The organism is Pseudomonas sp. AC252, assembly GCF_979258105.1.
Genome location: NZ_OZ409837.1, coordinates 5,448,824 through 5,461,489 on the forward strand (window position 1 = coordinate 5,448,824; position 12,666 = coordinate 5,461,489).

The window sequence follows — 12,666 nt, forward strand, 5'->3', positions numbered from 1 at the left end:
GATTTTTCGGCGCCTGTGATGGCGCCATCGCTACAGTAGGAACGCGCCCTCCATTGTGGGAGCGAGCCTGCTCGCGAAAAGGCCAGTCGGGGCATCGCCAATTCCGGATCGGCTCAAACCCACGCTACTGCCAACAACCCCGCCCCCAGCAGCGCATACAACGGCGAATACACCCAGGTATCCAGCCGCGCAAATCGCGAATCCTTCACTTCCTTAAAGAACCCGACCAGATTCGAATCACCGATCGCTCGGGCAAACATCAATAACGCAATGGCGCTGATCACCCATTGCAGCGTCTTGTGCTGAACCGCCGGCATGCCCCAGCCGACCCGCATGCAAACCAGCACCGCGATCACCAGCAGCGCAACCGCGACCAACAAAGTCAGCCAGCCTGAAGGCTTGAACGCCGGGCGCACTGTGGCGACGAAGCCAGAAACCGGCACTTGCGGCACCACCGCCGCAGCCGCCCATTGCCCACCCAACGCCCAATACACGTGCATCAGGCCGATTGCCGCGAACACCGTCACCAGCCATTGGGCCAACACAAAGGTCATGGTTGAAATCCTTCAAAGGGATTTGAACAAACCATCGTAGTCGGATTTTCTGCCTATGCACGACCGGTCGGCGGTACGGTGCCTTGAGCGCGTTATTTCAGATCAGCCGCCACCTTGTCAGACACATCCTTGGGCAACCACGCTTGCCAGACATCCGGATGCGCCTTCATGAACGCCACCGCCGCTTCACGAGGCGCAGTGTGCTTGTCACTCATATCCGCCAGTGCCTTGTTCAGGGGCTCGATCGGAAAATCGACTTTGCTGAAAAACTCGGCAATTTGCGGATTCTGCTTTTGAAACGGTGTGGATACGCCGATTGACAGCTTCGATGCCAGCGAGCGGGTCGGTTTTGGATTGGGATTATCGGCGTCTGTCAGCGTCTTCCACGCCTCGGCATCGAACGGCGGCTCTTCCAGCTGCACCAGTTTGAATTTGCCAAGCAGCGGCGTCGGCGACCAGTAGTAGAACAGCACTGGTTTGCCGCGACGAATCGAAGAGCTGATCTCGGCATCCAGCGCAGCGCCGGAACCGCTGCGGAAGTTGGTGTAGTCGTCCTGCAAGCCATACGCCGTGAGCTTTTGCTTGTTGACCACTTCCGACGTCCAGCCGATCGGGCTGTTCAGGAAACGCCCTTTGCCCGGGCTCTCCGGGTCCTTGAACACGTCCTTGTATTTCTTCAGGTCAGTGACACTGCGCAGATCCGGCGCCAGCGGCTTGATGCCTTTGGCCGGGTCGCCCTTGATCACGTATTCCGGCACCCACCAGCCTTCAGTGGCGCCCTTCACCGTATCGCCCAGACCGACAACCTTGCCTTCTGCCTCTGCCTTGACCCAGACCGGACTGCGACCGGCCCACTCCTCGCCAATCACCTGAATGTCGTTATTGGCCAGTGCGGTTTCCAGGGTGATGGTAGTGCCCGGCAGCGTGTCGGTCGGCAGGCCATAGCCTTTCTCGACGATCACCCGCAGCACCTCGGTGATCAGACTGCCGCTTTCCCAGTTCAGGTCGGCAAAATGGATCGGCGCCTGTGCCGCTTGCAGCGATTGCGCTGACGTCAGCAAACCAAAGGTGGCCACGCTGGCGGCCAGTAACCGTCGAAATCCGTTCATGCATTGCACCTCGTGCTGTTCACAGCTATGGCAAGTCTGGCCTGACGGGAGCGCAAGCCTCTGAATAACTCAGTCAACTGACTTTAGCCGAGGTTCCTGCTTTTTCCGGCGTCTGCTGCGCACGAGGTTACGTTTCAGACTTTTCCTGCAGGCTTTGCAGCTCACGTCTGACCATGCTGGCGTAGGCCGCCGGTTGCAATGCATAGATCTGCGACGCCACCCAACTCAGCCAGACTCCTTGCAGTTCGTGCTTGCGGGCGAACAATCGCTGCGCTTCTTCGCGTGCGCTCTCGAGGTTTTGCGAATGGAAATCTGCGCGGCTCACTCGCTGGCCTTGAAGGTCACCAATTCGCCCTTGCGCCATTTCGCGGCTTTGGCGGTGACGGCTTTCAGAGTTTTGGTCAGGCCTTCCTGCAACTGCTCATTAGCGGCAAATACAGTGACGACGCTATGGCCTTCCTTGAACAGGATCGCGTGACCGTCGGCGGTGCTGACGAACGCGTAGTCGCCCAGGCCGTAGACCGTCAGTTTGATGTCGCGAAAACGGATGTCCATCTTGCCGCCTTCACGGCTGGGCAGAACCGATGCAATGAAATGGTCGCCAACCTTGAGTTTGAGCCCAGGTTTGTCATCGACCACTAACGCACTTTCGGTGTCGATTTCGGCGATGTAAATGCCTTCGGCGTTTTGCTCGGTGATGTAAACAAAACGTGATTGGAATTGCTTGACCAGCTTTGCACGCAAATCACCGAGCACGAACAAAGCATGCATATCGAGGTTACTGACTGCCAAAGATACATCCCCACATTTGAAAACCGCGCAGCGCAAAACGCCCACGGCAAAGACACGGCCAGGCCGATGAAAACTGCAAAAACACTCAAAAACCCGAAGCGAGCGAAGCGCTCTTTAATCGCGAGGTTCGTAGCCTACTGGATTGTCATTAATGAAACCCGCTCCGAAATCGCCAAACCTTGAAGGAAAAAGCTTCAAGTGCGACTGGAGCAAATCTGACTACGAACTTTAGGGAAATTTCTCACGAAAAAAAGCACTTTTCCGACATATCGCTGGCGAAAAATTGCTTTAGATAAGCCCAGTCGTCAGCAGGTACTGGCGATTCTAGAGCAGCGATGCTCATTACGACTACCCGCAACGGCCGTTAAATCCCGGCCGACTGATGAAAAGGACTTCATATGTGCAATTTGACTCATTTCGCCACGTCGGCCGAGGCACACATCAGCACACCTGCGACGGTGCAGGTTGCCAACGTCAGCAATCTTCCGACATGTTCTAACAATCATCAGATCCTGCACTTTCAGGTAGTGCCAGCGGGCATCGCCTTCTTTCACATCAAGGAGATATCCACCGGGCGTGTCAGAGGTTTCCGCGGCAATCATAACGAAGCATGCGCTCTCGCCCGCTCGCTTGAATCAAAAATCGAACTCCGCGCCAGCGGCTGCCTCTGATAAGGGAAGTGAACGAACAAGCCGCAACGGCACCGACCCAGGAGTAGATGATGGAACTGCCAACCGAGCTCAACCTGACCACCCTTTTCGACCAGTTGGGCCTGCCGTCCGATGAAGCGTCGATCAATGACTTTGTCGAAGCCCATCCGCTGGACTCTGAGACCAAACTGATCGATGCCGATTTCTGGACGCCCCAACAGGCGCAATTACTCAAAGAGTGGCTGCGTGCTGACGGGGAAGAAGCGCCGATTGTCGATGAGCTAAACGTACGTTTGCATCGCGGCAAGTAGAAGCGTTCAGTGCAGGCTATGGCCGGGCTCGATGTTCATTTGTTCGAGCCAGGCAGCCTTGCACTCCTCCGCCTCATCGCGACTGGCGAAAGCCGTGCCGCGTCGCTCACCATTGAGCAAAACCACCCAGCACACACTGCGCCCCATCGCGCGTAATCCTTCCGGAACGCCACTGCCGATCATTACTGCCACGTCTACCCTGCACTGCATGTGCCCCCCGAAATAATTAGCTGCCTAACTAAGTCGTCAGGTTAAAGCTTTCTCTCCAGAGGAAACAGCAATTGCCGTGCACAGATTCATTGCGTCAACGGTAACAATCTCAGCGCGGATTCTCTGGTTTGTAACCCAGACGCAAACCGCCCCAGTGTCGGCCGTTGATCAAGATTGGCACCGATAAGTCATGCATCAGCTCACCGGTGTCGCGCGTGTAAGTCTGCAACAGCACCGGTTGCTGATGGCTGCCGCAGCGGATACCGGTGCGATCAGTGAATTTGCGTTTGGTGCGGTTGTTCACCGTGTCGACCTGCACATCGCCGGTCAATGGCTGGCTGAATGCCTGGTTATGCGTCGGTACATAGCCCTGCTGCGTGCAGGCGATCGCAAACACCAAACCTTCATGACGAGCTAGCAGAGGCTCTTGAATCGCCGGCAAGACCTGATCGGTGTATCGATCAAACCGGGTCTGAAATTTGGCGGGTTCGGTGCCCGGAATCGGTTCGTAGCTGCGATCAAACAAATCATCCAGGCTGATCCGCCCCTGCTCGACATCCGCCTCGAAGCGCGCCGCGATTTGACTCGCACCTTCGCGGGCCAGGTCATAGATTCGCTGGTGGTAGTCATCCAGACCCACTTCGGCCAGGCGCTCGCTGATGGTTTCCGCCTGCCCTTCCATCTGCACCGCTGCGTCGGCGAGGCGACGGGTCTGCTGATCGCTGATCGCCAGGTCGCTACGCATTTGCTCGATGGCATTGAACAATGCGTCGAGCTGCTCTCGATTGGTTTGCGCGCCACAGGCGATTTCACTGACCTGAGTTTCCACCCCGGCCGCGAGTCGCGCGATGTTCTCCAGATGCTGGCCGGTGTGTTCGACCTGTTCGACGCCGGTGTGCAGATCGCTCGACAACTCACGAATCTGCGCCACCACTTGCGCGGTGCGTTGCTGAATGTCAGCGACCATCCCACCGACCTCACCCGTGGCCGCCGCCGTACGCGCGGCCAGTCCGCGCACCTCGTCGGCGACCACAGCGAAACCGCGACCATGCTCACCAGCCCGGGCTGCTTCAATCGCAGCGTTCAACGCCAACAGATTGGTCTGGCTGGCAATCGACTGAATCACCAGTGTCACCCGCTGAATGTCGTCACTGCGCACACTCAAGGCCTCGATCAATTCGCGACTGGCGTTGGCGCGTTGACTGAGTTGCTGCATGCGCGCAATCGAGTCGAGCAGTTCGCTGCGCCCCGCCGCGCTGCTGTGATGCGCTTGGCTGGCGGCATCCAGTGCGTCGCGACTGAGCTGTGAAGTCGCCTGTTCGGTGGCAATCATCACCTCGGCGTTGCTGACGATCTGCGCCGCCGCGTCGAGTTGCGATTCAAGTTTGCTTGCAAGGGCTTTTACCGAGAACGCGACACCGGCCGCAGAGAGTGCGTTGTGACTGGTGGTATAGGAAAGATCGCGGGTCAATGCCGACAATGCGCTCGAAGTATCGACCGGGACAGCAGCTGGAGTGTTGCGCGAACGCAGGCGCGGTAGCCAGACAATCAGCACCGCCAGCGGCATGCCGAGGTAGAGCGACCACTCGGCCATAGCCATGCCGGCCAGCAACAGCATCAGGGCGACGCTTTGCAGGGTCGGCGCGATCCAGCGGTTTTTCGGCAAAAGCACTGGTGCAGGCAGCGCCGCAACCAGAGATCCATCTCTCGTCATCTTGATCACCCCACGTTTGTTCTCATTGTTGTGACTGCATTAAACGCCACTACAACGCCATTATCCATGGTCCGTTAGTCGTGGGGTCTGTGGCAGGTCAATGGAACGACGGGGAAATATCGCAGACGAGCAAAAACAAAGATCGCAGCCTTCGGCGACGCCCGAATGGGAGCTGCCGAAGGCTGCGATCTCTTCAAGGTGCCCTGTTGACAGGGTCACCTCACAGAATCAGGCCTGACGCTGGTGCTTGTCGATCTGCTCGTGACGCTCTTGAGCTTCGATGCAGTACTTGGTGGTCGGGCTGATCAGCAGGCGCTTCAGGCCGATGGCCTCGCCGCTGTCGTCGCACCAGCCAAAGCTGTCATCCTTGATGCGCTCAAGGGCTTGTTCCAGTTGCGGCAGCATGCGCTGGTCGCGATCGATCGCGTTGACCAGCCAGGTGCGCTCTTCTTCAACCGAAGCCGCGTCCGCCGGGTCAGCCGGGGTGTCCAGGCTTTCGATGGCGATACGATTTTGCTCAATGCGCTCGTGGGTTTCGACTTTCATGTTCTGCAACAGCTCAGTGAAGAAAGCATGTTGCTCTGCATTCATGTAGTCATCTGCCGGCATGGCCAGCAACTTGTCCTTTGTCATTGATATCTCTATAAAAAACGTGCATTAAGGCGAATAAGGGAGCGTTTCGGCGAACCGTGTCGGCCGTCGAAAAGGCATCGTTTTATTGCAAACGCCACCCGGCACTCAATTTACGAGGGGCGGCAGTCTAAGGCCCGATCAAGACCTCAGCAACTGTAAATACAGGGAATTTGTCCGACAGGACCTGGAAACTGCTCTGACACAGGCTTCACACGGCCATCGGAGTGCGTTTATAGCAAGAAATTCAGTCCAGCGGCTGTATATAGAAGACAAACGGCTAACCACACCCCGACGCACCGCGAAAACTTTTATCGCAAGGTGCATCGTTTCACCCCGGCAGCTCCCGCACAGCCCTTCTATTATCAGGCCCACCGCGCGATCAACCTGCCTGAAGGACGTCTCTATGCCCCGCCTCGATCTGTCGGCCGCCGACGAGCTTTCCCTCGTCAGCCCCCCGATCACTGCCGAGCGCCTGTTGCAGACGATCAGCGAAGAATACGACGCCCTGCCGCGCCAGCTCAAACGCGTCGCCAGTTACATCAGCCAGCAGAGCGAGCGGATCATGGTCGACCGCATCAGCGACATCGCCCGCGAGTGCGAAGTGCATCCGTCAGCCATTGTGCGTTTCTCGCAGCGCTTCGGGTTCAGCGGCTCCAGCGAGATGCAGGCGCTGTCCCGCCAGGCCTGGGCGCACAAAACCACGCCGGTGCAAAATTATCAGCAGCGCACAGCCCCTCTCGCCACTGGCGAAACTCGCCAACAGTGTATTGCTGGTCAATGAAGGCAGTGCTCTGGCATTTCGTTCGCTGAGTGCAACGCTGTGTTTATGTCAGGCGCTGTTTGTGGCGGTGGCCTTTCGGCTGGGCCTGGACATCGATGAGATTCACGAGCAGCCCGGATTCGACGACTGACAATTGCCTCTCGCTCCGCTAGGTTATGCGTTCCCACCGGTTCGACTTGAAGGAACGCGTCATGAAACTGATCGGCATGCTCGACTCCCCTTACGTGCGCCGCGTAGCGATTTCCGCCAAATGTCTGGGCATTGACCTTGAACACGAGTCGGTCTCGGTGTTCCGCCATTTCGAGCGATTCCAGCAGATCAACCCGGTGGTCAAGGCGCCGACGCTGATCCTCGATGACGGTCTGGTGCTGATGGACTCGACGCTGATTCTCGATTATCTCGAAAGCGCGTCCGGCAAAAGCCTGCTGCCGAAAGAATTGTCACAGCGCGCCCACGCCCTGCGTCTGATCGGCCTCAGCCTCGCCGCCTGCGAAAAAGCCGTGCAGCTCTACTACGAACGCAACCTGCGCCCGGCCGAGATTCAATATCAGCCGTGGGTCGAACGCGTCGAAGGCCAACTCGCCGCCGCGTTTACCGCGCTGGAAAAAGAACTTGAACACAGTGACTTGCCTGTCGACGGCTCCCTCGCCCAGACCGGCATCAGCCTGGCGATTGCCTGGAGCTTCACCGAATTCGTCGTGCCCGATCAGATCGACGCAGCACGATTTGCGCGTATCGCCGAGTACACTGCCTACGCAGAAGGCACCGATGCGTTCATCAGCACACCGATGAACTGATCATGAGCTCCACCGACACCGCCGCCCCGGCGTTAAAGGAAATCTTCAACGCCCAGCGCTTGCAGCACATCGCTGACGAAATGAGCGCGGTGTACCCGGCGTTCAAGGCCAAGGCGTTTCTCAAACACGCCCAAGAGGGACTCGCTGAACTATCGGTGATGCAACGCATGGCGCGTGTCAGCGAAAGCCTGCATGCCGTATTGCCACTGGATTACGAAGATTCCTTACATGTATTACGTGAACTCGCACCAAGGCTGAACAGCGGCTTCGTCAGCATGTCTTTGCCGCACTACGTCGCGAGCTACGGCGCCCACGCGTTCGACACTTCAATGGATGCGCTGAAATACTTCACCACCTTCGGCTCCTCCGAATTCGCCATCCGTTACTTTTTGCGCAGCGACCTCGAACGCTCGCTGGAACGAATGCATGACTGGACCCGAGACGACAACCACCACGTCCGCCGACTAGCCAGCGAAGGCAGCCGCCCTCGCCTGCCATGGTCGTTTCGCCTGGAAGCGATGCAAGCCAATCCGAAATTGGCCGCCGGGATATTGGATCGGTTGAAGGCGGACGAGAGTTTGTACGTGCGCAAGTCCGTGGCCAACCATTTGAATGACGTGACGAAGGTGCATCCAGAGTGGGTGCTGGACACGATTGAAGGTTGGTCGCTGGAGAACAAGCACACCGCCTGGATTGCGAAGCATGCGTTGCGCAGTTTGATCAAGCAGGGCGATGTGCGCGCGTTGACAGTGATTGGCGCGGGGGCGAAGGCTGAGGTTCAGTTGCTGGATGTGAAGGTTGAGCCGGCCGTGGTGAGGCTGGGTGAGCCTATTACTTTGTCGTTTACGGTGAAGTCGATGGTAGCGCACGAGCAAAGGCTGGTAATTGATTATGCGATTGAGTATGTGAAGGCGAATGGCGGGGTTTCGAAGAAGGTTTTCAAGTTGAAGACGTTGGGATTAGCGGGGTTCGGGACTGAGGTGGTGCGGCGGAATCAGGTGATCAAGGATTTCACGACGCGCAAGCATTTCGCCGGGCGGCATGGGGTGCAGGTTATGGTTAATGGGGAGGTGTTGGGTGGTGCGGCGTTTGAGGTTTTGATTTGAAGCGCGAGTTGTTTATTCACCGAACGGACCGGTAGCGGATCAGTGCACTGGCAGCCGTGCATCGCCATTGCGCGCGGCGGCACAGTGGACGAATCACGGCTTCAGCGCTTACCAACTTCCGTATGGGATACCGAATTTTTCGATATAGCGCTTGGACTTTTCGCTGACGGGGTATGCGTAGCGACCACCGTTTTTCCCAAGCTCCGGCCCTAGCGGCTCAATCTCGCCTTGCGTTCGAGCAACCTTTATCGGTCGATGACATGAGTCTCTCACCCACACCTGAACCACACCGCCCGGAGCAAGTCCCAAATAAACAGAGGCCATGAAGCGTGCTGTCCTATCAGGTCTCTCGGGGCACCGTTGATTGGTGGAAGTCACCATTATCTGCCTGGCATTCTCTGGAATATCCACCCACGCTTGCCACGTTTTCTGTTCAACGATTGATTGCCAGCGAACATAGATACGAATGGGTAGATCGGCCCCCACCACTCTTTTACCGCTGCCCCCCACCCCTGTCCAGCCGCGGGCAGAGTCCGTACCGTCTTCAGGCTCTCCGCCAGCAGCAGTCCCTCCACCGGTTCTAAAGAAAACTCTGCCGGTTATGTCCTGCACCGAACTGTCCTCCACCCATACCTTCATGTAATCCGGCTCAGTGAAAGCCAGCTCCCACCATTTCGATTTTGGATCGCTCTTGGATGAGAGCAGATCAGAAGACTGGCAACCCGTTATGCACACGCCAAGTAGCAGGGCGACAAATAATTTCATTACCAAAGAGTCCAGTCAGGCACGTGGGGATGCTGCACGCGAATCGCGTCTGCGGTGGGCGCATTGATATAGACGGCGCGGACTCCACTGCCGTCTCTTCTTCCAAGAGGGTGATTCCAATTTGCGGACATGTGAATGTATTTCAACCTCAGCAGGTTTTCCTCTTGCTGAGTTGTGGTGTAGTCACCTGCGACAAATCGATCGCACAACGCTTGAAGCTCTGACGGGACCGCCAAAGCAGCCGTGGCTGGAATATCATCGAAGCGAACCCCCTTCTCTTTTGCCAAGCTATGCATCACCCGAAGATATACCCTCGACAACAACCCGCTTACGGGACGTTTGAGTTGCAGAGCTGCATAGACGCGCTTTCTACGGGGACTGAGCCGATCCTGTTGATCCACGGGCAGGAGAAGCGCGTCCGGCGTAACAATTTCCAGCAGATCTTCGGGCCACCCCTTGAGATCCACTCATTTTTAATAACCATGGCATCGCGGTAGATCGACGTAGTAGATACATCGGTAAACTTCGAGACTTCAAGCGTTTGCATTGGACTGACGAGTACACACTCTTCAATGTCATCGCGGTAACCGCCGCCGATATCGGAATGCACCCCAGGAAGAACGACTTCCAAGTGGTCGGCTTTAACACGACTCAATGCGAAATTAGCGCGATATTCGTCCCGCGCCGACAGCTGAACGACGTCAGTAAAAAACCGCCGGTCGAGGTAGAGCTTGATACCCGTGGCCACAGGACTTTTAACGTTGCCAAAATTCGACCAGCCAGCGACCGACGGCACGGTGTCGAACAGCCCGATGAATCCCATGTTGATGCTGCCTTGGTACTGATCGATAAAGGTGCGACTAAAGTCGCTCGCATTGTTGCGCAATACATCTCCGAGTGGCCCTTGTTTTCCACGGACGACTGCGTTGGCAAAATGCCTCGCGGCAGCTGCGCCTCGACTAAAACCGAACGTATCGAAAGTCAGCGAGGTAATTTCACTGTTTGGATTTTCGTTGATTACATCTTCAATACGCGATTTGATCTCGCTAAATGATTGTTGGACACGACCCGCTATACCCGTGTCTCCGCGGCCCGTGCCTGCTCCGAATGTACTGTCCTCTTCTCCCGATTGAGTGCCAATCCCCTCTATGTACACCCTGCGAAACGCCCGCTTGTGCGAGCCGTCTCCTTCGGCTTTCTGAGGTGCGAAGTACAGTTCGCTCAGTTTGTAAACGTTGGTTGTTTCATTGGCATAGCTACTGTCTGGATTGCGCATATAGGGCTTGCAACTGGCATCGATATCTTCAAGCGCAATCGGATGCTGAGCACCACACAACAACCCCGCAGCTGAGTTGTTTGCGTTGTTGCCCGTGCCATCAAAGAACACCCCAATCCTCAATGCAATCCCGATTTTCTCAGGTTCGCGCGCGGGCTCTTTACCGTGTTTCTCATACTCGGCCCAATGCTGGGCGTGGATGTCGACGGGTTTGGCTTCTTCGTAACGATAGTTTTTCGGCGGGTTTGGAACGTAGCCACTCAATCCTTGATTCCTTCTGATCCTTGAAGAACGGCCGGAAGGGTGACAGCCGGGAGGGCACGGTGCAAGCCGTGGCGGTGTGCCAGCCATGGGGCGTTAGTGCGCGCAGGCTCACTCCCAAAGGGGAATGAGCCTGACTGGGGATGGCGGGTCAGATCGACCGCTGATTCACCCGCGCCATCAACTGTTCAGCGCTTTCCTTGCGCTCGGAATAGCGGTCCGCCAGACGCGCCTGCTGCCCACGCAGCAGCACGGTGAATTTCACCAGTTCTTCCATCACATCCACCACACGATCGTAGAACGGCGAAGGTTTCATCCGCCCTTCTTCGTCGAACTCCATATAGGCCTTCGGCACCGAGGATTGGTTGGGGATGGTGAACATGCGCATCCAGCGGCCGAGGACACGTAGTTGGTTGACCACGTTGAACGACTGCGAGCCGCCGCAGACCTGCATCACCGCCAGGGTTTTGCCTTGGGTCGGGCGTACAGCGCCGAGTTCCAGCGGGATCCAGTCGATCTGTGCTTTGAACACGGCGGACATCGCACCGTGGCGTTCTGGCGAGCACCAGACCTGGCCTTCCGACCACAACACCAGATCGCGCAGTTCCTGGACCTTGGGATGGTCGACCGGGACGTCGTCGGGTAAGGGCAGACCGGATGGGTTGAAGATCCGCGTTTCGGCGCCGAAGTGCTCAAGCAGGCGTGCGGCCTCCTCGACCAGCAAACGGCTGAACGAGCGCTCGCGGGTCGAGCCGTAGAGCAGAAGGATGCGCGGTTTGTGTTCGCCGACATTCGATGGCTTGGCCGCGTCGAACAGACTTGCGTCGAGGTTGGGCAGCTGGTCTGACATGAAGCCTCCTTACAGCGTGCCGATGCGGTCGAGTTCGGCTTTCAGTTGCTCGCGACTGAGCGAGTGAAACGGCAGATCGAGGAAGGCCTGGCAGCGCTGGCCGATGCGCATCAAAGTGGCGTGGAATGCCGCGTCGATTGACGCTTCGTCGCCCTGCACTTCGGACGGATCCTCCAGTCCCCAATGCGTTTTCAGTGCCAGACCGAGATACACCGGACAGGTTTCGCCGGCGGCTTTGTCGCAGACAGTGATGACGATATCCGGCGGGTTGTTTGCGAAGGCGTCGTTGCCTTTGCTGTGCAACCCGTCGGTGGCGATACCGTGCTTTTGCAAAGTCGACAGGCTACGCGGCAGAACCTGGCCTTTGGGAAAACTGCCGGCACTCAACGCTTGGAAACCAGCGGGGGCCAGGTGATTGAACATGCCTTCGGAAAGAATGCTGCGGCAGCTGTTGGCCGTGCACATGAACAGGACTCGCATCGTTGCGCTCCGTAAAAAGTGGAAGATTCAGCAGCAGGCGCGTTCGCGCACGGGACGGCCATCCATGTTTTGCAGGCGCGCGGCGTTGTCCTTGAGCCAATCGGCATTGGCCTTGACGGTCACTTGGAGGATTTCGCCGATCCATGCCGGCAGCTCCGGGTTCAGGCGGTAATACACCCACTGGCCCTGACGGCGGTCGAGCAGCAAACCATTGCTGCGCAGTTGCGCGAGGTGGCGGCTGATTTTCGGCTGGCTGTCGTCCAGCGCGCACATCAGCTCGCAGACACAGAGTTCACCTTGCTCGGCGATGAGCAGGATGGCGCGGACGCGGGTTTCGTCGGCGAGGCTTTTGAAGACTTCGGTGGGGGTGATCATGG

Annotated in this window: 16 protein-coding genes and 2 pseudogenes; 6 read left to right on the forward strand and 12 right to left on the reverse strand. The window is 57.4% G+C overall.

All coding sequences use genetic code 11. The features are described from left to right. Window positions 1–113: 113 nt before the first annotated feature. From ACZZZ4_RS24695 to ACZZZ4_RS24710, 4 genes are all read right to left on the reverse strand, one after another. The gene (locus tag ACZZZ4_RS24695; RefSeq protein ID WP_463549038.1) at window positions 114–554 is read right to left on the reverse strand and encodes a DUF3995 domain-containing protein; all 441 of its coding nucleotides are present in this window, start codon (window positions 552–554) and stop codon (window positions 114–116) included. A 92-nt stretch (window positions 555–646) separates the two neighbouring features. Further along, window positions 647–1,663, reverse strand: a complete 1,017-nt coding sequence (locus tag ACZZZ4_RS24700) for an ABC transporter substrate-binding protein (RefSeq protein WP_039763126.1) — start codon at window positions 1,661–1,663, stop codon at window positions 647–649. A 127-nt stretch (window positions 1,664–1,790) separates the two neighbouring features. Next, window positions 1,791–1,988, reverse strand: coding sequence for a hypothetical protein (locus ACZZZ4_RS24705; RefSeq protein WP_463538359.1), 198 nt, complete (start codon window positions 1,986–1,988; stop codon window positions 1,791–1,793). Next, window positions 1,985–2,434: a hypothetical protein gene (locus tag ACZZZ4_RS24710; RefSeq protein WP_052269148.1), complete on the reverse strand. Its 450-nt coding sequence runs from the start codon at window positions 2,432–2,434 to the stop codon at window positions 1,985–1,987. The genes ACZZZ4_RS24705 and ACZZZ4_RS24710 overlap by 4 nt, the downstream gene beginning before the upstream one ends. Between ACZZZ4_RS24710 and ACZZZ4_RS24715 the strand changes: the two genes are divergently transcribed. The 3 genes from ACZZZ4_RS24715 to ACZZZ4_RS24725 all read left to right on the forward strand — a co-directional run bounded on the left by ACZZZ4_RS24715 (window position 2,429) and on the right by ACZZZ4_RS24725 (window position 3,416). Continuing rightward, window positions 2,429–2,638, forward strand: coding sequence for a hypothetical protein (locus ACZZZ4_RS24715; RefSeq protein ID WP_052269149.1), 210 nt, complete (start codon window positions 2,429–2,431; stop codon window positions 2,636–2,638). The two genes, ACZZZ4_RS24710 and ACZZZ4_RS24715, sit on opposite strands and share 6 nt — an antisense overlap. Before the next feature lie 215 nt (window positions 2,639–2,853). Beyond that, a complete protein-coding gene (locus ACZZZ4_RS24720; protein ID WP_463549039.1) occupies window positions 2,854–3,126 on the forward strand; it encodes a hypothetical protein in 273 nt (90 codons plus the stop codon). A 50-nt stretch (window positions 3,127–3,176) separates the two neighbouring features. Then, the gene (locus tag ACZZZ4_RS24725) at window positions 3,177–3,416 is read left to right on the forward strand and encodes a DUF2789 family protein (protein WP_039763130.1); all 240 of its coding nucleotides are present in this window, start codon (window positions 3,177–3,179) and stop codon (window positions 3,414–3,416) included. Between the two features lie 6 nt (window positions 3,417–3,422). On the opposite strand, the gene ACZZZ4_RS24730 is transcribed toward ACZZZ4_RS24725, so the two are convergent. From ACZZZ4_RS24730 to ACZZZ4_RS24740, 3 genes are all read right to left on the reverse strand, one after another. After that, a complete protein-coding gene (locus ACZZZ4_RS24730; protein WP_039763131.1) occupies window positions 3,423–3,626 on the reverse strand; it encodes a hypothetical protein in 204 nt (67 codons plus the stop codon). Window positions 3,627–3,735: 109 nt separating this feature from the next. Next, window positions 3,736–5,340 (reverse strand): methyl-accepting chemotaxis protein, encoded by a 1,605-nt coding sequence (locus tag ACZZZ4_RS24735; protein ID WP_463549040.1) that lies wholly within the window; start codon window positions 5,338–5,340, stop codon window positions 3,736–3,738. 228 nt (window positions 5,341–5,568) lie between these two features. Beyond that, on the reverse strand, window positions 5,569–5,973 hold the full coding sequence (locus ACZZZ4_RS24740) for a TraR/DksA family transcriptional regulator (protein WP_016775095.1): 405 nt from the start codon (window positions 5,971–5,973) through the stop codon (window positions 5,569–5,571). Window positions 5,974–6,376: 403 nt separating this feature from the next. Between ACZZZ4_RS24740 and ACZZZ4_RS24745 the strand changes: the two are divergent. The 3 genes and pseudogenes from ACZZZ4_RS24745 (at window position 6,377) to ACZZZ4_RS24755 (ending at window position 8,657) form a co-directional block, all read left to right on the forward strand. Continuing rightward, a pseudogene (locus tag ACZZZ4_RS24745) lies at window positions 6,377–6,884 on the forward strand (MurR/RpiR family transcriptional regulator). 61 nt (window positions 6,885–6,945) lie between these two features. Further along, window positions 6,946–7,551 carry a glutathione S-transferase gene (locus ACZZZ4_RS24750; RefSeq protein WP_129999986.1) on the forward strand — a complete coding sequence of 202 codons (606 nt, stop codon included), beginning with the start codon at window positions 6,946–6,948 and terminating at the stop codon, window positions 7,549–7,551. A gap of 2 nt (window positions 7,552–7,553) precedes the next feature. Continuing rightward, a complete protein-coding gene (locus ACZZZ4_RS24755) occupies window positions 7,554–8,657 on the forward strand; it encodes a DNA alkylation repair protein (protein ID WP_463549041.1) in 1,104 nt (367 codons plus the stop codon). Between the two features lie 108 nt (window positions 8,658–8,765). Here ACZZZ4_RS24755 and ACZZZ4_RS24760 read toward each other — a convergent pair whose 3' ends face one another. From ACZZZ4_RS24760 to ACZZZ4_RS24780, 5 genes and pseudogenes are all read right to left on the reverse strand, one after another. After that, complete coding sequence (locus tag ACZZZ4_RS24760) at window positions 8,766–9,422, reverse strand: DUF2931 family protein (RefSeq protein WP_463549042.1); 657 nt, start codon at window positions 9,420–9,422, stop codon at window positions 8,766–8,768. Next, window positions 9,422–10,962, reverse strand: a pseudogene (locus ACZZZ4_RS24765) (phospholipase effector Tle1 domain-containing protein). Before ACZZZ4_RS24765 ends, ACZZZ4_RS24760 begins: the two are co-directional and overlap by 1 nt. 148 nt (window positions 10,963–11,110) lie before the next feature. Then, entirely contained in the window at window positions 11,111–11,809 is a 699-nt protein-coding gene (gene arsH, locus ACZZZ4_RS24770) for an arsenical resistance protein ArsH (protein WP_310408404.1), read from the reverse strand. A gap of 9 nt (window positions 11,810–11,818) precedes the next feature. Beyond that, entirely contained in the window at window positions 11,819–12,289 is a 471-nt protein-coding gene (locus ACZZZ4_RS24775; protein ID WP_463549043.1) for an arsenate reductase ArsC, read from the reverse strand. A gap of 27 nt (window positions 12,290–12,316) precedes the next feature. Continuing rightward, a complete protein-coding gene (locus ACZZZ4_RS24780) occupies window positions 12,317–12,664 on the reverse strand; it encodes a metalloregulator ArsR/SmtB family transcription factor (RefSeq protein WP_129999993.1) in 348 nt (115 codons plus the stop codon). Between the last annotated feature and the right edge of the window lie 2 nt (window positions 12,665–12,666).